The organism is Chrysosporum bergii ANA360D, from assembly GCF_029891735.1.
Taxonomy (GTDB): domain Bacteria; phylum Cyanobacteriota; class Cyanobacteriia; order Cyanobacteriales; family Nostocaceae; genus Umezakia; species Umezakia bergii.
On sequence record NZ_JANQDH010000012.1, the window covers coordinates 120,183 to 138,911 of the forward strand.

Annotated in this window: 15 protein-coding genes and 3 tRNA genes; 14 read left to right on the forward strand and 4 right to left on the reverse strand. The window is 40.6% G+C overall.

The window, feature by feature from the left end; all coding sequences use genetic code 11:
- From NWP17_RS01505 to NWP17_RS01515, 3 genes are all read left to right on the forward strand, one after another.
- Positions 1 to 83: transfer RNA gene (locus tag NWP17_RS01505), tRNA-Tyr, on the forward strand.
- 7 nt (positions 84 to 90) lie between these two features.
- Positions 91 to 162: transfer RNA gene (locus NWP17_RS01510), tRNA-Thr, on the forward strand.
- A 501-nt stretch (positions 163 to 663) separates the two neighbouring features.
- Entirely contained in the window at positions 664 to 3,225 is a 2,562-nt protein-coding gene (locus NWP17_RS01515) for a GUN4 domain-containing protein (RefSeq protein ID WP_280653149.1), read from the forward strand.
- Between the two features lie 201 nt (positions 3,226 to 3,426).
- On the opposite strand, the gene NWP17_RS01520 is transcribed toward NWP17_RS01515, so the two are convergent.
- Positions 3,427 to 3,499: transfer RNA gene (locus NWP17_RS01520), tRNA-Arg, on the reverse strand.
- 345 nt (positions 3,500 to 3,844) lie between these two features.
- On the opposite strand from NWP17_RS01520, the gene NWP17_RS01525 reads away from it, so the two are divergent.
- The 4 genes from NWP17_RS01525 (at position 3,845) to cutA (ending at position 6,921) form a co-directional block, all read left to right on the forward strand.
- The gene (locus tag NWP17_RS01525; protein WP_280653150.1) at positions 3,845 to 4,504 is read left to right on the forward strand and encodes an Npun_F0813 family protein; all 660 of its coding nucleotides are present in this window, start codon (positions 3,845 to 3,847) and stop codon (positions 4,502 to 4,504) included.
- A 215-nt stretch (positions 4,505 to 4,719) separates the two neighbouring features.
- Positions 4,720 to 5,604: a hypothetical protein gene (locus tag NWP17_RS01530; RefSeq protein WP_280653151.1), complete on the forward strand. Its 885-nt coding sequence runs from the start codon at positions 4,720 to 4,722 to the stop codon at positions 5,602 to 5,604.
- 16 nt (positions 5,605 to 5,620) lie between these two features.
- On the forward strand, positions 5,621 to 6,574 hold the full coding sequence (locus NWP17_RS01535; RefSeq protein ID WP_280653184.1) for a transposase: 954 nt from the start codon (positions 5,621 to 5,623) through the stop codon (positions 6,572 to 6,574).
- 5 nt (positions 6,575 to 6,579) lie between these two features.
- A complete protein-coding gene (gene cutA / locus NWP17_RS01540) occupies positions 6,580 to 6,921 on the forward strand; it encodes a divalent-cation tolerance protein CutA (protein ID WP_280653152.1) in 342 nt (113 codons plus the stop codon).
- Between the two features lie 57 nt (positions 6,922 to 6,978).
- On the opposite strand, the gene NWP17_RS01545 is transcribed toward cutA, so the two are convergent.
- The gene (locus NWP17_RS01545; RefSeq protein ID WP_280653153.1) at positions 6,979 to 7,920 is read right to left on the reverse strand and encodes an ADP-ribosylglycohydrolase family protein; all 942 of its coding nucleotides are present in this window, start codon (positions 7,918 to 7,920) and stop codon (positions 6,979 to 6,981) included.
- 446 nt (positions 7,921 to 8,366) lie between these two features.
- Between NWP17_RS01545 and NWP17_RS01550 the strand changes: the two genes are divergently transcribed.
- From NWP17_RS01550 to NWP17_RS01560, 3 genes are all read left to right on the forward strand, one after another.
- Complete coding sequence (locus NWP17_RS01550; RefSeq protein ID WP_280653154.1) at positions 8,367 to 8,903, forward strand: hypothetical protein; 537 nt, start codon at positions 8,367 to 8,369, stop codon at positions 8,901 to 8,903.
- Between the two features lie 192 nt (positions 8,904 to 9,095).
- Complete coding sequence (gene sir / locus NWP17_RS01555; protein WP_280653155.1) at positions 9,096 to 11,015, forward strand: sulfite reductase, ferredoxin dependent; 1,920 nt, start codon at positions 9,096 to 9,098, stop codon at positions 11,013 to 11,015.
- 97 nt (positions 11,016 to 11,112) lie between these two features.
- Positions 11,113 to 11,820 (forward strand): 16S rRNA (uracil(1498)-N(3))-methyltransferase, encoded by a 708-nt coding sequence (locus tag NWP17_RS01560; protein WP_280653156.1) that lies wholly within the window; start codon positions 11,113 to 11,115, stop codon positions 11,818 to 11,820.
- A gap of 204 nt (positions 11,821 to 12,024) precedes the next feature.
- Here NWP17_RS01560 and NWP17_RS01565 read toward each other — a convergent pair whose 3' ends face one another.
- Positions 12,025 to 12,429, reverse strand: a complete 405-nt coding sequence (locus NWP17_RS01565; protein WP_280653157.1) for a hypothetical protein — start codon at positions 12,427 to 12,429, stop codon at positions 12,025 to 12,027.
- Positions 12,430 to 12,773: 344 nt separating this feature from the next.
- On the opposite strand from NWP17_RS01565, the gene NWP17_RS01570 reads away from it, so the two are divergent.
- Positions 12,774 to 13,442: a lipase family alpha/beta hydrolase gene (locus NWP17_RS01570; protein ID WP_280653158.1), complete on the forward strand. Its 669-nt coding sequence runs from the start codon at positions 12,774 to 12,776 to the stop codon at positions 13,440 to 13,442.
- On the opposite strand, the gene NWP17_RS01575 is transcribed toward NWP17_RS01570, so the two are convergent.
- On the reverse strand, positions 13,372 to 13,803 hold the full coding sequence (locus NWP17_RS01575) for a VOC family protein (RefSeq protein WP_280653159.1): 432 nt from the start codon (positions 13,801 to 13,803) through the stop codon (positions 13,372 to 13,374). The two genes, NWP17_RS01570 and NWP17_RS01575, sit on opposite strands and share 71 nt — an antisense overlap.
- Positions 13,804 to 14,184: 381 nt before the next feature.
- Between NWP17_RS01575 and NWP17_RS01580 the strand changes: the two genes are divergently transcribed.
- The 3 genes from NWP17_RS01580 to NWP17_RS01590 all read left to right on the forward strand — a co-directional run bounded on the left by NWP17_RS01580 (position 14,185) and on the right by NWP17_RS01590 (position 18,638).
- Complete coding sequence (locus NWP17_RS01580) at positions 14,185 to 14,982, forward strand: TIGR00297 family protein (protein WP_280653160.1); 798 nt, start codon at positions 14,185 to 14,187, stop codon at positions 14,980 to 14,982.
- Between the two features lie 315 nt (positions 14,983 to 15,297).
- Positions 15,298 to 16,056: a peptidylprolyl isomerase gene (locus tag NWP17_RS01585; protein ID WP_280653161.1), complete on the forward strand. Its 759-nt coding sequence runs from the start codon at positions 15,298 to 15,300 to the stop codon at positions 16,054 to 16,056.
- Positions 16,005 to 18,638: a peptidase domain-containing ABC transporter gene (locus NWP17_RS01590; protein ID WP_280653162.1), complete on the forward strand. Its 2,634-nt coding sequence runs from the start codon at positions 16,005 to 16,007 to the stop codon at positions 18,636 to 18,638. Before NWP17_RS01585 ends, NWP17_RS01590 begins: the two co-directional genes overlap by 52 nt.
- Positions 18,639 to 18,729: the final 91 nt, after the last annotated feature.

Sequence of the window (18,729 nt, forward strand, 5' to 3'; positions counted from 1 at the left end):
GGGTCGGTGTCCGAGTGGTTAATGGAGACGGACTGTAAATCCGTTGGCTAGCGCCTACGCTGGTTCAAATCCAGCCCGGCCCACCTTCTCGCCCGTGTGGCTCAGTGGTAGAGCACACCCTTGGTAAGGGTGAGGTCACGAGTTCAATCCTCGTCACGGGCTTTTTATTTAAAACCTTGTTGTATCTGGTCTTTAAGGTTCAGTTATGGGAAAGCCATCAACTCTCTTAAATTACTTTCTACCAATTTTCTACCAAAAGTAAATACTACCCAGTGAAATTTTTTGTATTCAGTACCTTTGTATTAGATAGAAAATATAATTTACCGGTTTTCTATAAATAGTACATTTTTACTGTATAACGTATCTACATAGTTTATAGAATACTTACAGGTGTTTAATGTCTACTCCGGATGAAGTAAAAACTTATAAACTATATAGCTACTATAAGGTCACACCGCTACAGGTGGCTAACACTAGATATTAAATAAACTACATATAATCTGACTACATAACAAAATGAATAATTCCTATGATAGTAAACTAATTTAACAAAAAATTAAGATAGCTAAAATTATTAGTTATTTTTTTTACAAATTACCCCTTGCTAAATAAAGTCAAGTAATATGTGTATACAAACCTATTAGTTGAGTGTGAAGTACAGTCATGAAAGGGCAAACTAATACAACTCTTGTCCAATTAGCTAAACAAGGCAACCCAAAAGCTATTGAGACTTTATTAAACAGACAGCTAGAGTCTAAAGGTATAACAGCTAAAGTTGATTTAAAAGGTAATTGTTTACAAATTCTTTTAGAATCAGTTAAATTACCAGCAAAAGATAATATAGTTGAATTTTTCCGTAATTCTTTTACGAAATTAGGTTCTAGGGTAATAAAAACTGTTAAAATTTACGGCAAGCAACCAGGAGAACTATTTTTTGATTGGCATGATTCTTTTGATTTAATCCCAGAGTTAACAACAGAAAACGTTATAGAATCCGCTAAAAAAGGTAACACTGAATCAATAGCTAATCTGATAAATACTTGCCTACAAGCTGAATGTATTAAAGCTAAAGCTCAAGTAATCTTGAAAGATGGATGTTTACGAGTAATGCTGGAAGCACAAGAAACCCCACATCAAGAATTAGTCATTACTACACTAATTAATGAATTATATAAATTAAATATTGAATCTGTCAACAAATTAATATTATACGGTAAACAAATTAATGAGGATTTTCCAGAATGGCATCAAGAAATCAACTATAATTTAGGAAATAATCCAGAAGCAACAGTAGAATCTTTAGCTTTGGTTTCAGTTAATAGAACTGTATCAGAAGATATTGTCAATGTAAGCTCAATCCAACTTAATAATATAGATTCTATTAAGTTGTCAAACTATTTATATTATGATTTTTTGCAAAATAAACTATATGAACCTCTATCAATTAGGTTGAACGCTGAAGAAGAAAAGGATAAAGTTCATGATATAGTTATTGCCTTTAATATCTCTAACATAGAAGAAGATATTAAGCTATCAATTAGGCAAGTAGAAAGGCAAATAATCAAGACATTAGAAGATAACTTTAATCTCACTTTAGATGCAAATGAAGTACCAACAATATTTTATGATATATCCAATTATAAATTCTCTAATATAAGAAATGCAATTACAGGAATGGAAGAGGCTATACGTGAAGTTTTAAATTTTGACTTTCCTGAAGAAACAGATGAATTAAAAGCTTTCTTTAAGGCGGGAACAAAAGGCTTAATGGATGGTTTTTTAGTTAACACTAATGATTTTTTAGTTAACACTAATACAGAAACAACTGTAGGCATTATACTTGGTAGTATTCTTATGCCAGGTATAGGAACTGTCATTGGTGGTGCAGTAGGAAATTGGTTTGCAAGTAATAATCAGCAAAAAGAATACCAAAAGAAAATGGAGGAAATTCTTAATAAATATGATGCAGCCAAGAATAAAATAAATGAGTGTTTTCAAGTATTGCTACATAATTGTTATGAAGAAATTTCTAGTTTAATTTATAAACGTTATCATCTCAAGCTGATTACTTGTGAGGATTTTTCAGAGTCAGAACAGCTGGTTGAGCAAGGAAGGATTCATTTTGAGAATAAAAAGTTTATAGATGCTATTAGTTTTTACGATAGAGCAATTGAATTTAATTCATATAATTATATAGCTTGGCTTCATAAAGGCTGGACTTTAGTTGAGTTAAAACAATATGAAGAATCACTTCAAGCGTATGATGAAGGGTTAAAAATTGGTAAAATAGAAACTTTTTTCTTAGAATCTAAACTAGCAGTTTTACGAATTTTGGAACGATATGAGACTGTTATTTTACTATGCGACAATGCTCTTAATCAAGGTTATAATACTTTTATGATTTTATATGAAAAAGCTTTATCGTTGCATGAAATAAAGAGATATCAAGAAGCCATTGAAACCTATGATATAGTTATATCAATTTATTCTAATGATCCTGATATATACGATATATTTATCGGTAAAGCTGCTAGTCTTGTTTGGTTAGGAGATTTAAAACTTGCTTTAGAAAATTTAAAAAAAGCTGTAACATTAAACCCAGAAAATTCTCAAGAAATAATAACCTGTAGTCCTAGTTTTGATAGTTTGAGAAATGATGAAAGATTTATAGCATTGATGGAATCATCTGTAGGTATAGATTATAGTAATTTCAAAAAATTATTATCAGAAGGAAAATGGAAACAAGCGGATGTTGAAACAGCAAGACTTTTGTGTTTAGCAGTTAGAGAGAATGAAAAAAGACTTAATATTATTGACGAAATTGATACAGATGATACTTGGTTAAGTTCTGAGCATATTCCTAATATACCATCCAAAGATTTAAATACAATTAATAATTTATGGCTAACTTATAGTAACGGTAAATTTGGTTTTTCAGTACAAAAAGAAATTTACAAAAGTTATGGGGGAACTCAAGAATTTAACGGCGAAATAAGAGATAAGTTTGGACTAGCTGTTGGTTGGAGAATCGCAGATAAAGATGGCAACTACTTCTGGCGTAGTTCAGAAGATTGTCATTACCATCTTGAAAGTTCTTTCAAAGGACATCTTCCTAGTTGTTTATGGGCTGGTGTTAATGATGGTTGGTTTGGAGAAAATAGAAGGGATAGATTGATTACCCTATTTGATCATTTAGAGGCTAGTAATATAACAGATGGGAGATAATATAAAATTTGTTTCATTTACTCATTTATGGCTTAATATCCTGTACAACCATGTTTTCACACCCTTGGTAAGGGTGAGGTCACGAGTTCAATCCTCGTCACGGGCTTATTGAGATAAAATACTGACATTTAAACTAACAGTAACAGCTATTTTACGGTTAAATACCGCGATTTAGCCCGGAAACTGTCAAAGTGTGCTAAACGAGCGCGGCAGGACTCGAACCTGCGACCAACGGATTAGAAATCCGTGGCTCTATCCACTGAGCTACGCGCCCAACCTAATCTACCAACATGACACATTATATCCTGATATTGTACAAATAGGCAACTAAAAATTTCAGATTAGCCATGGTCAAACAATAAGATCCATATCGCTAGTTATTTCATTTACGTAAACACAAAGTAAATAAGCCCTTGATTAGGTATATTGTGTTGTCAGGAGGTATTGGCGTGTTAATTAGCTTCCCTATGGGTAGCTGACTTTCAGGTTAGCTTCAGTGCGATCGCGAAGCTCAACCCCAACGGCACGCTAACTAATCGCAGTTTTAGCGATATTACCAAAACCAGACCACAGATCGCATAATCAACAAAGCCCCTGTGAGGAGTTATTTGCTAGTGCCATGTTTATTCTCAAACGGCAGGATGTTGAAATATCCAGTATTCAGCACCCAAAACGGGATCAGCAAGTGCCGATTCTCAATTATCAGGGACAAACCTTTCGCTTGATTAGCGTTTTTAAAGCCAGTCAAGAAGAAGAAGCTAAAGCCTTGTGGAGAGAATTAACTGATAACCGAGGGAAAGCCTGCGTCTTGCTGGAAGAACCGGATCGCTTTAGTGTATGGGGGAAAGTCCGATTAGATCACATAGATGGTGACACTGCTAACTATAGCAACACAGAAATTTACATTCAAGGCAGTCTTTTACTGCTTCAAGCAGTGTATCTGGATATTGAAGATTTATTAGGCAATCGACAAGCCACACTCTTTGAGAAAGATATTGCTGGAATATTGCAAACGCAAAAATTTCCCGGAATATCTGACCAGGAAGCAGTGAAAAACTTGATAACAACCAACCCCCTAGATTTAGCTAAATTTCCTCCCTGGCAAGAAAACCATCTCGTCAGTTTATTACAAGAACTACATAAACTTGGCAAAACTTATTTTGGTAATGCTAACTTTGCCCATCAAGTCACTGATACATTACAAGATATGCCAGAAGTCGAGCGATCGCTGTTCATCAGTTGGCTAAATCAATCATCACTGAGTAAACTGTGGCAATAGCATGATCAATGTGGGAAAAGTGCAGCCACTATCACTGATGCTCGTGGTTAACTGGTGTAAACTGTTAAGCGGCTAATAGAAAATTAAAATAAGTAGTGCGGGCATCTTGCCCGCTATAATTATACAAATTAGATTCCTAACAGATGACCACTGGATCAATAAACCGTTTCCCACACACTAAAATATTCGAGAGTGCATTTACATAGTCAATTGTTATGAATAGTTCATACAACAAATCATACCCATCCCGATCCATCCTTTCCAATCGCAACATCATCTTGATATGTATTGCCTGGGGAGTCCTGACACTGCTATACTTCTTATTGTTTAGCGCCAAAATCCCTGGGCAAGACGGTATAGAAAAACGTGCTGATTGGTATTTGATTGGTACAAACATTTTTGAAGGGTTGGCATACCTGGGCGCTGGTGTTTTATGCTTAAGGAATTGGCGTAGCCCGCAAATTGTCAGTAGTCGAAAAGTTTGGCTGGCAATTGCCATGGCTATGTTTTGCTATTTCCTGGGAGTGATATTTTTTGGTTACACAGAAATAGTCTTAGGCGAAGAACCAGATGTATCTTATGGCGATATCTTTTTTGTCCCCAGTTATATTTTCGTTAGCATAGGCATGATATTAGCAGTAAGTTCCAGACGACTCAACTTAGAAAAATGGCAACTGCTGATTTTATCAGCAATTGCCATGCTTGGTAGTCTGTTGGCATGGTGGTTGACACAAGAGACGGGAGCATTGCAGCAGCTAGCGGCTCAACAAACAAGCCCATTAGAGCAGCTAGCTGCTATATTGAGTTTATTTTACGTGGTTAGTGATGTAGTTTTGCTAATTATTGCTACAACTTTGCTACTAGCCTTTTGGGGGGGGAAAGCCTCCCACTCCTGGAGAATGATTGCAGCAGCCACAATTTCGCTCTACATTGCAGATATGTGGTTTAAATATGCTCAAGAAAGGCCAAACTATCAAAGTGGGGACATACTAGAAGTGTTTTGGGTATTTAGTGGAATTTTATTTGGTATGGGCGCTGTCCTCGAACATGAAGCATCATTGAGTCGAATTCGACGAGAGCGCGGACGCAAACGAGCTTAGGAAATTGGTGTCTACCGTGAGAAAATTAACAGATTCTGACAAACAAGAAATCCTGAAATTATATCGAGAAAGTGTCGAAACAACCTCAACTTTAGCAGAACGCTATGGTGTGAGTAACTCGACCATCAGTCGCTTGCTCAAAAGTACCTTACCAGAAGATGAATACGAATATCTCGTTTCTCTCAAGCGTGCCGCCAGAACTCCTGAAGGTAGGGCACAGGTAAATTATGAGCAGTTGCCTTTGTTAAGGCAACCAGAACAAGAACCAGAGCAAGAACTGGTAACCGAGGAAAAACCAACCCCTCGCCTGAAATTACCAGATATTTCCCCAAAGAGGCAACCAGAGGAAGAGCAAGAGGAGGAATTTAGCCCCTCCACCAGAAGAATCCGGCGGCGCTCCTCAGCAGAGGAAAAACCAAAACTGCGCCCAGTCAAGCGATTAGAAATAGTCGAACCCCAGCCACCGGAAATTACCAGCACCCCTAGACCCATCTTCAATCAAGAACATCCCGAAGCCAACCTCATCGCCCAAATACTGGGAGAAGAGTTGCTAGAAGATGATCTCGATGAAGACTACGAAGAAGATTACGAGGACGAAGAAGACCTAGAAGAACCAATACCTTTAGTCACAAGAAGAAGGAGCAATGAAGCGCCAGTTCAAGTCTTGCCATTGTCGGCTGCAGAACTGCCCAAGACTTGCTACTTAGTCATCGACAGATCCTCAGAGCTAATTACCCGACCACTCAAGGACTTTGGTGATTTGGGACAAATTCCCAACCTCGAAATCCTGCAAAAAACCTTACCAGTGTTTGATAACCATCGAGTGGCAAAGCGCTTCTCTACCAAGCGCGATCGCGTGATTAAAATCCCCGACAGTAAAGTGCTACAAAAAGCTAGCACTCATCTACAAGCCAAGGGCATTACGCGACTGTTAATTGATGGTCAGGTCTACTCTCTATCTATGGTTTAAAACTTATGGAGACACCTGCTCATTATGGTGTAGTACTGGTGACAACTGCCAACAAGCAAGAAGCAGAAACAATGGCAAATGCCCTTGTGGAAGCTAAATTAGCCGCCTGTGTGAGTTTGTTGCCCATCCGTTCAATTTATGCTTGGCAAGGAGAAATATACAAAGAGTACGAGTGGCAATTACTAATTAAAACTGACTTGGCTATATTTCCCGCACTGGAAGCCAAAATTCGCGAACTCCACTCCTACGAAGTTTCAGAAATCATCGCCCTACCCATTGTTGCTGGTTCCCCAGCCTACCTACAGTGGATTTCTGAACAAATTAAACCTGATTCAGTTGTCTGGTGAAGCCCTTGTTATCCCCTCCTCCCTTTCCAGCAGGGCTGAGGGGCGGGGTCATATAAATCAGAACATCAACAGCCCTGCAAAACGTTCAGCTAAATTAATAATGTCTCGTTTGCGGGCAATTTTATCAATCCATTCCTGGGGAATATTTTCCACACCATAGTAAATCCCCGCTAACCCCCCAGTCACCGCCGCAGTAGTATCCGTATCCCCACCCAAATTAACAGCCTTCAGCACCGCCTCCGGGTAGGAGGAAGTATTTAACAAACACCACAGAGAAGATTCCAAAGTATCAATCACATATCCCCCAGAATTAATTTCCTCTATTGGTACATTGGCTATTTCACCACTGAAAATCCTACGAAAATGCGGTCTTTCTAAAATATATTCTCTTTGAGAATAAACAGATGGGATTTTGTCTAATGCTTGTAAATAAGCTGTTTCTGGGTTAGCCCCCTCCAGCAAACCTACCGCAATAGTAATATACACACCACAGGCCATTTGCGATCGCACATGACCATGAGTAATAGCAGAAACATCATGCACCCGATCTATCAACTCCGGAAAAGTTACGTTTTGATAACAATATGCCATGGGTAAAATTCTCATCAAAGACCCATTACCATTGCTATTCTCCACCTTACCCCCAGCCTGTTCAGGTAAAACCCCCTGTTTCAGCCGCATAATTGCCGCATGAGTAGTTGCACCAATATCAAACAATTCGCCTCGGGGAGTCCAATAACCCTGCTTATACCAACGCCAAAAAGAATTGGCAATTGCATCCAAAGAATACCCCCTACACAAACTTTCCGCCAAACAAAATGTTAAAGAACTATCATCAGACCAAGTTCCCGGCGGTTGATTCCATGTCCCATAACCCAGCATTGTTGTCACCGGAGATTTCATTCTTTCAGCCCGGCTAGTAAACTCCACCGGTACACCCAACGCATCACCGACACATAAACCCATCAAACCAGACAATGTTTTTGTAGCGGTTAGCATTATTTACTCTCCCTCAGCATTATCAAAACTTAACTTTATAGATTACCACCAAATCTTGTTGCCATATCTGCTACACCCTCTGATTTGATCCTATGTGAAAAACCAGATCACAGGCACAACACAGAAAAATCAATCTTACCCAACAACCAAAAAAAGTATTTTTTCACCCCGGACACCTCCTCCACTCGCTAATATCAAAAAAAATCCGGATAGCAACAAAACAACCCAGAAATATAAAGATTTTCAGTTTAGACTTACACCCTCATTCACCATAGATAATCAACCCCAGAGCAAAAACCATTAACAACCCCAAACCCTTACCGCAATTACATCTCAATGGCATAAATAACTACTATAAAAATAAAAATAAAAATTATTTGGAAACATTTTTATACTATTTTCGACATCTAATGTATAAGCAAAACCAACAAATTTTTGGCAAGATTATGAACAATATACTCAAGTCCGTAGCGGCAATTTCTCTATTGTCTTCCGTCTTAGTTGCTCCTTTTATTATTAATCCAGGTCAAGCCTCTGCTCAACCCAAAAAAGGGACAAATGCCAGTTATATTGGCGCAGGCGTTGCAGCAGGTGTTACCAATGGCGGACAAAACAATGATGCTGCTAACTTTGGTGGTAATCTCACCGGGCGGGTCAAATTAGGCAATACACCATTGTCAGCCCGGGGTAACGTCCTTTGGAATGATGAGACGACTACAATCATCCCAGAAGTTTCCGTAGACCTGCCCATTGCTCATGGGACCAACGCCTTTATCACCGGCGGTTACTCCTTTGTAGAGCAAAATGGATCACCCACTCCCCTAGGCAACAAAGATGCTGTAGTAGTGGGTGCAGGAGTAGAAAGGGAAGTAGCCAATAATTTCCTGGTTTATACCAACGCCAAAGTGGGAATTAGTGCCTACGAAAATAGCCCAGCCTCTGCTGTCAGTATTAATGGTGGTATAGGTTACCGCTTCAGGTAAAAAAACTCAATTACTCACAAAGCTTAATCAAAAGTCGGTTTTAGATTCTAGTAAATCACTGATAAAACCGGCTTTTTGCCGTGTTAAAATTGGACTAACTCTCTTATCCCGACCAAATTACCGGGAATCACTCAGCCGAAAAAGTCCTTCGGCCTCCACCGAGGCCTTATCGAGAACACTATAAAAACTCTCATGGTTAAATCTGCTCCTGCCCCACTCGCCAATCGTCATCAGCCTTCCAAAGTAGAAGGCATCAAAGAAAGAAGTAATTTCTTACGCGAACCCCTAGCCACCCAACTCCTAGAAGATACAACTCACTTCACCGAAGAAGCAGTACAAATTCTCAAATTTCATGGTTCCTACCAGCAGGATAACCGTGATAATCGCGTCAAGGGACAGGAGAAAGATTATCAGTTTATGCTCCGGACCAGAAACCCCGCCGGACTCGTACCCCCCCAGTTGTATCTGGCTTTAGATAATTTATCCGAAGAATACGGCAACCACACACTACGAGTTACCACACGTCAAGGCTTTCAATTGCATGGGATTTTAAAAAAGAATCTCAAAGCCGCCATCGCCACCATAGTTAAAAATATGGGTTCCACCTTGAGCGCCTGCGGTGATGTCAACCGTAACGTCATGGCTCCACCCGCACCCTTCAAAAATCGCCCAGAATACCAATATGCTTGGGAATATGCCAACCACATCGCCGACCTACTCACCCCCCAAAGCGGCGCATATTACGAAATTTGGTTAGACGGAGAAAAAATAATTACTGCCGAAGAAAACCCAGAAGTCAAAGCCGCAAGACAGCGTAACGGCACCGGCACAATTATTCATAACAATGAAGAACCCATTTATGGCACTCACTATATGCCCCGCAAATTCAAAGTTTGCGTGACCGTACCAGGTGATAATTCAGTTGACCTATACTCCCAAGACCTGACTTTAGTAGTAATTACCAACGAAGAAGGAGAATTACAAGGATTTAACGTTTTTGCCGGCGGTGGTTTTGGTAGAACACACAACAAAGAAGAAACCTTCGCCAGAGTAGCAGATGAAATTTGCTATGTAGACAAAAATGAAGTCTATGATTTAGTTAAAGCCATCGTAGCTACCCAAAGAGATTATGGCGATCGCAGCGACCGTCGTCATGCTCGACTAAAATACTTAATTCACGAATGGGGTGTAGATCAATTCCGCGCCCAAATAGAAAAATATTTCGGTAAATCAGTCGCCCCCTTTAAACCACTACCAGAATTTAAATACTACGACTTCCTCGGCTGGAACGAACAAGGCGACGGTAAACTATTTTTAGGCATTTCCGTTGACAACGGCCGCGTCAAAGATGAAGGTTCATTTCAACTGAAAACCGCCTTACGACAAGTTGTTGAGCAATTTAACTTACCCATGCGCTTGACACCCCACCACAACATCATCTTTTACGACATCGAGCCAGAAAATAAACCAGCCATCCAGGAAATTTTGCATAATTGCGGCATCCTTGATGACCCCAGCACCATAGAACCTTTGGTACGTCATGCCATGGCCTGTCCGGCTTTGCCCACATGCGGCTTGGCCATCACCGAATCAGAACGCATCATCCCCAGTATCCTAGACCGGCTTCGCACCCTTTTAGATAAATTGGGTTTACAAAATGAAAAATTTGTGGTAAGAATGACAGGCTGCCCCAATGGCTGCGCCCGTCCCTACATGGCAGAATTAGGTTTTGTCGGTAGCGCCCCCGAATCTTATCAAATTTGGCTGGGAGGTTCCCCAGATCAAACACGACTAGCCCAACCTTACATAGACAAGCTACATCAGAACGATCTAGAAAGCTTTTTAGAGCCGATCTTCGTATACTTCAAGAATTTTCGCGAACATCAAGAAAGCTTTGGTGACTTTTGCCATCGCCTTGGTTTTGATGCCCTGCGGGAATTTGCCGCCACTTACCAACCCCCAACTACTAGCGCCAGTAAATCCCGCCATCGCATTAGTATCCGGGATGAAGTATACGCACAACTAAAAGAAGCAGCCGCCAATAGAAACAGACCCATGACAGAATTAGTCAACGAAGCTCTAGAAGCTTACTTTAACAATCTCTCGTCATAAACAAGTTTGCTGTTTATTTCTATCCTACCTACTCTCCATAATTATAATGAGAGAGTAGTTTTTTTATACCTTTTAGCCTGAAATAATTAAACCTAACATGGCACAACTACAAAGAATTGCCATCGCCCCCTCTCAAATACAAGCAAATATCATTACCCTCAGCAAAGAACAACAACATTATTTAGGGCGAGTTCTGCGCCTGGGTTCAGGTCATCGCTTCATTGCTATGGATGGTCAAGGAAAATGGTGGTTAGCAGAACTACAAGGAGAAAAAGCCCACATCTTAGAAACACTTACCCCAGCAACAGAACTACCCATAGCCATCACCCTCATGGTAGCTCTACCCAAAGGCAACGGGTTTGATGAAATAGTTAGGTATTCTACAGAACTAGGAGTATCTTGTATTGCCCCTGTCTTAAGCGATCGCACCTTACTAAATCCCAGCCCCCAAAAACTAGAACGTTGGCGACGCATAGCCACAGAAGCAGCCGAACAATCAGAACGCTCCCTCGTTCCCACCATCTTATCCCCCCTAGCCTTTAGTACAGCTATCACCACCAACACCGCAACACAGCGTTATATTTGTCAAGCCCGTGGACACCATCAACATTTACACCAAGCAATTCAATCCCATACATCTGAAATCCTCATCGCCACAGGTCCAGAAGGAGGATGGACCCAAACAGAAATACAACAAGCGATCGCCCTAGGATTTCAACCAGTTTCCCTTGGTCATCGCATCTTGCGAGCAGTCACAGCCCCAATAGTCGCACTAACCTTAATTGCAGCCGCTTGTGAATTTTAGATTTTAGATTTTAGATTTTAGATTTTAGATTTTAGATTAAACAAAATTTTTTCAACAGTAGCGAGCAAGACTTGTACTCAGCGTAGTCGCACAGTATAGCCATAGTATGCTCGCACTACAACACATCATCAAATCACAGACCCTCACTGGCCTTTAGCCGTCGGAGTGTCATATTGCAAATGACCAATCACCAACGAAAAAACCTCATTTAGCAGTTTTCATTTTACCAGCCATATCTAGGAAAGAAGTCATATTCGCACCTGGACGACGACGACCATTAGACCCAGAAGCTGAAGGAACAAGATATTGAGGTGCAAAAGTAGTTTCCCCAGTTGGCGCTTTTATACCGTCAGACACAGCTGCTGTAACTGCTGGTGCTGGTTTAGCTTCAGGAGCCTTCCCATTCTTTGATGGCTCTACCTTCGCAACATTGCTTTGGGTAACAGGTGCAGTTACTGGTGTTTCTGCCCTATTATTTGTATTTTCTTTTGCCTTTTCATCCGCTGACTCATCCAACTCCAAGTAGTAGCCACCACCCTTACCACCAGGTATTAACCCAGCGATGAAGCTTAAAATACCAGAGATTAATTTTTTGATAAAACCGAACATGAGAACTTCTCCCCTCTTTGATAAACTTCAAAAAAACCAAAGCAAAATATTACATTTTTTTGCGGCAATTATGCCATCAGGGTAACAACCCTTTATAATTATCTACTTAATTAACGCTGTAGTAAAACCACAGAGTAAATAGTTTTCACTCTTTAGTGCAAGCACTCGCAACTTGTAGATACCAAGAAATAATTATTAAATTTTTCGGTAGCCAAGAGCAAGATTCTGAAATAATGCTTAATCAAAATTAACACTTTTTGTTTGGGCTAACACACACTGCCCAAAAAATTAGACATAAAAAGTTAATTTTTTGACAAACTTGTTCCCCTAAACTAACTTGTGAGATGAACACCAAAAAACCACAGCCTAACTCCGTTTTATTAATACATGGCATAGAAGACACAGGAGCAGTTTTTAATAAAATGGCAAGTTATCTCAGACAATTAGGCTGGTCGGTGTATACCCTTGATCTACAGCCCAACAATGGTGCTGTTGGTCTTGATATCTTGGCACAGCAACTAGCTGACTATATCATCAACACCTTTGCCCCACAAGAACCAATTGATTTAGTCGGCTTTAGTATGGGAGGAATTGTCAGCCGTTACTACATTCAACGCCTAGGAGGAATTAACCGTATACAAAGGTTCATCACCATTTCCTCACCTCATCATGGAACCCTCATCGCCTACGCCTCTCAACGTCAAGGCTGCTTGCAAATGCGCCCCAACAGTCAACTTATCCAAGACCTAAACACCGATGCTGTCATGTTAGGACAGCTAAACTTTACCTCAATCTGGACACCCTATGATTTAATGATAGTCCCCGCCAATAGTTCACAAATGCCCGTAGGAAAAGAAGTCATACTGTCAGTAGCCCTGCATCCTTGGATGTTAACAGATTCCAGAACCTTAGCCGCAGTAGCATCTGCTTTAGCCGAGCCAATTAAGCCCCGTCCCCAATTTCCCCATACTCACAACTACCAAAAATCGCCTCCGGGTAACGGTAATACTTAAACTCCATCAAATTATAAAAAGGATCCTCTAAAAAGAAAGTGCGATGCTCCAACATAGAACCAACAAAGCGACTTTTAGGCAATTCCCGAAAAACCAGCCGTTGCTGATCAGCTTTTTTCAGTAACTCCTCCCAGTCACCCTCTTGAAGAAAAACCAGTCCAAAGTGTCTGGGATATATACCCCTTTGCGGCGAGAGAATTTCTTTAGTGACGTGGGCTACCAACTGATGACCATAAAGGTTAAGAATCAGCCCTTGGGAATTTTCACGCCCAGGAATGCACCCCAGACCATCCACATAATATGCTTTAGTTTGGGCAATATCAGTTACAGGAAAAGCAATATGAAATAAAACCTGGTTCAATGATGTACCTCACTAAGCAGCGAAAACCGCTATAAAATCAAAAAAAGCATCCACAAATTGGTGAAAAACCCATAAGATGCCAACTCAAGTAGTCACACAGCTAAGTATAATCTTAGTCAACGTGAGTAGGGGAGTATCAAGCTCCCAAAACAATATGACTTAATCAATCATATCGTAAACTTTGCGTAGCGTGTCTGATGACCGCGTAACAACATCAGTTGAGAATACCCCGTGTTTCAACCAGGGGAAATGTAAATGTTAAATCCCGGTTATAGTGAAATAATTTTATACCTGATATAATCTTAAATTAATCCTTTCCTCAATTAGCAAAGGTTTTTTATCTGTTGATATTCTCGCAACACATCTCATGATTTATTGCTCATGTTATCCTTCATTTACTTGGTAAATCCCTGGTTAGTAGCCATAGGATTGAATACTATTTTATTAGCCCTAGTATGGATTGCCCCTAAAAAGCTACTCACCCCAGCAGGAATCATTCACGCCTGGTTACTAGGTGTACTCATTTGGGTGACACTCGGTTGGCAAGGATATTTAGTGGTAGGATTTTATTTTTTAGTTGGTTCCGGTGTCACACGTATTGGTATGGCACAAAAACAACAAGCGGGAATAGCTGAAAAACGTTCTGGAGCCAGAGGTCCAGAAAATGTATGGGGTTCAGCCCTCACCGCAGCCTTATGTGCATTAGGAGTAGGAATTGTCAATTCAGGACTACTGACAACCAGTAACCAATCTCCCCTCCCCAGTCCCCAATTCCTGCTCCTATTGGGCTATGTAGCCAGTTTTAGCACCAAACTTTCTGATACCACCGCCAGCGAAGTCGGTAAAGCCTACGGTAAACGCACCTTTTTAATTACCACACTACAACCAGTACCCCCCGGTACAGAAGGAGCAGTCAGTTTAGAAGGAACAACAGCCGGTATCCTCGCTTCAATTGCCATGGCCTGCTTAGGTTGGGTAGTTGGATTAATAGATTTATTAGGAATAGCCTGGTGTATATTAGCAGCATTTATCGCTACCAACTTAGAAAGCGTCATTGGCGCAACATTGCAATCTAAATATAGTTGGCTCACCAATGAAGTAGTAAATATTTTTAATACTTTCATCGGTGCGATCGCCGCCATCCTTCTTGCCCTCATCTGGAAAATTACCACTTCCTAATTTCTAGCTTATAGCATTTCTTAAACCCGTGAGATACAAATGTAAATTATCGTGTAAATTATCGTCTTGTAGCACAAGCATCCTGCTTGTTAATAATGTACCTCACTAAGCGTAAAAACCGCTATAATTATTGACCTTAAATCACAACACAGGGCATCCTACCAGAGAATTAGTATTAGTAAATACTTAGGTAAACAATTCCTATATTTTTAAATTTACATTAATGATATTGATGTAAATCATACCGAATTTTTAGATTAATATAATATATTTAGTAATATATCCAACTTTAGCTATTCCTTATCAAGTTAGTTCATGGAATCTTCATCATTTTTGATAGTAAATGACCAGCCAATTTTTATAAACCAAGCAGTAAAATATCTCCAAGCCTCTGGAAAATTAGCCAACTTCATAGGCGAGATTCTCCGTCAGTATGTCATTGAACAAGAAATACAACGGCGAGACGACATACAAATCAGCCCCGCCTTAACAGAACAGACAATTATTGACTTCCGCATCAAAAATCAACTAAACGACCCCCAAACTTTTCAACAATGGTTACAACAAAATGCTACAGATTACCCCACCTTTTACGAATCAATCGCCTTCAGCTTTAAACTAGAAAAACTCAAAACTTTAATTACAGAACCAAAAATCCCAGAATACTTTATAGAAAGGAAAATTTTTTTAGATAAGCTGATAGTTTCCCGGATTGTAGTTGACAATCGAGAAATAGCTGAAGAACTGCAAAGCCAAATAGAAGAAGGAGGTAGTTTTGAGAAACTAGCAAGAGAATATTCACTCACAGAAGACCGGATTTTTAATGGTATGATGGGGCCAGTCAGTCGAGGAACAATGCCAGATCAATTAAGAGCATTAATTGATATAGCCACTCCTGGGCAAATTGTCGGACCCACAGAAATCGACAGGCGTTATGGCTTATTTCGAGTCGAACAATTTTTGCCAGCGTCTTTAGAAGATATGCAACTCAAACAAGCACTACAAAACGAACTATTTGAGCAATGGCTAGTGGAGAAAATTCAAAAGCTGACAGTCAAACTACAAATGAGCTAAAATCCCTTGATCATCAATCTCTACAAAACGCCTTAGCTTCCATACCATGGAATCAACCCCCCTTATCTTCCCTGACTTCCCAACAACAAACCCAACTGCAAAATCAAGCCGAAGTCCGTCAATATCGACTAGGAGAAAAAATTTGGTCAACCACAGCAAGTGGTTATCAGTTTTTCATCTCCACCGGTAAAGTCCGTTTGCGGGAAGAAAAACAAGGTAAACCATTAGTCACCCTACAAACAGGAGACTGGTTTGGCGATTTATATGACCAGGCTGTAGATTACAAAGCCGTAGCAGCCAGCAAAGAAGTAATCATAGTACGTTGGAACACAACCCTATGGGCAGAATATTCCACTCCCCAAATTGCCGAGTGTTGGCGACTTCCACCAGAAAACCAGGAGAAGAACCAAACACCAGAGATTTATAAAACACCAGAAACCTCACCTGTAGTCACATCCCCCTATCCCTTTATTTCCCATGGGAACACAGCAGCAGCCTGTTTAACCATGGTAGCCCAACACTTAGAACATCCCGTCAAATTAGAATGGGTACAACGTCAACTGAGAGGACAAAACCCCAAAAATCTAGTAGAAGCAGCCGAAAAATTAGGGTTAGTCCTGCGAAAACTACAAGTTAGTTGGGAAGACCTGCGGCAATTATCCTTTCCCGCCATACTACAATGGCAACCCGACCCATCACCCCCTCCCTCCTGGGTAGTAGCCTATGGTCTCAAAGGATCTCACTTGATTATTGCCAATCCCCTCAACCATGAATATGGTTGTGATACCCTACCTAAATCAGTAGTTGAGTCCGCATGGGATGGTAGACTCTGGCAAGTTGAACTTGCATCACAGCCAGAAAAATTTAACCTAACTTGGTTCACCCCCGCAGTGTGGAAATACCGGCAACTTCTAGCAGAAGTATTGCTTGCATCCTTCACCTTGCAACTGTTAGGACTAGGTACACCACTAATTACTCAAGTAGTCATTGACAAAGTAATGGTGCAACAAAGTTTGCCCACCCTTGATGTCATGGCGATCGCACTGTTATTAATAGCCTCATTTGAAGCCATACTGGGCATTCTCCGGCTATTTATTTTCACTCATACCGCCCGTCGTTTAGACTTAAGCCTATCCGCCCAACTGTTTCGCCATCTCATGCGTTTACCCTTAGCTTATTTTGAGTCCCGGCGAGTAGGAGACACCATAGCCAGAGTTCAAGAACTAGAACAAATCCGCCAATTTCTCACAGGTACAGCATTAACCGTAATTTTAGACAGCATCTTCGCCCTACTGTACCTAATATTAATGTTTTACTACAACATCCAACTCACCTTCGTAGCCTTAGCCGTACTGCCATTATTTGCCGCCTTGACCATCACTTCTACACCAATTCTGCGTAACTGGCTCAACGAAACCTTTAACCGCAGCGCCGATAGCCAATCATTTCTTGTAGAAACAGTCACAGGTATTCACTCAGTCAAAGCCCATACAGCCGAACCAGTAGCCCGCCAACGCTGGGAAGGCTTATTTGCTCGTTTCGTCCGCACAGGTTTTAAAGCTTCCACCACCTCCAACATTAGCAGTAATATTGCTAACTTTCTCACCAGCTTCTCCTCCCTACTCATTCTCTGGTTTGGAGCCAAATTAGTCATTCAGCAAAACTTAACCATTGGTCAGCTGGTTGCCTTTCAAATGCTATCCGGGAGAGTCACCGGGCCACTCTTGCGCCTAGTGCAACTATGGCAAAACCTCCAACAAGTACTACTTTCCGTAGACCGCATTGGTGACATTCTCAACATTGCCCCAGAAGCAGAAATTGGCACAGGTTTAGTTCTCCCCCCCCTCAAAGGTCAAATTACCTTCGAGCAAATCTTTTTCCGCTACCACCCACACCTTGAACCAGTCCTCAAAGGCATCTCCTTCCGCGTAGAACCAGGGCAATTTATAGGTATTGTCGGCCGCAGTGGTTCTGGTAAAAGTACCCTTTCCAAACTCTTACAACGCCTGTATCAAATTGAATCAGGACGTATCCTCATTGACGGCTTTGATATTAAAAGTGCCGACTTAGCCTCACTGCGACAACAAATTAGTGTAGTTCTTCAAGAAGATTTTTTATTTAACGGTTCCATCCTCGAAAACATCACCCTTGGTCATCCCGATGTTAGTCCAGAACAAGTAGTAGAAGCTGCTAGATTAGCCGTAGCACATGATTTTATTACTCAACTACCCTACGGTTACGAAACCAACGTGGGAGAAAGAGGTACAGCCTTATCAGGGGGACAAAGACAACGCATAGCCCTAGCCAGATTATTTCTTTCCCCAGCACCAGTTTTAGTCTTAGATGAAGCCACCAGCGCCCTAGACAGTGAAACTGAACAGCAAGTTTTACAAAACTTACAAAAAATTTCCGCTCATCGCACCGTTTTTTTAATTGCTCACCGCTTCGCACCCCTCAAACGTGCTGATTTAATCTTAGTCCTAGAACAAGGCATAATTGCCGAACGCGGTACTCACTTAGACTTATTACAACAAAAAGGGTTGTACTGGTCACTATATCAACGACAGCAAGCCAACATATAAACTTACTTGTTAGCTATACATTACTGAACAATATCCCGAAAAAAAATTAGCACAATTACATTTTTAACCATCATGCTTTGTCAAACAAAAG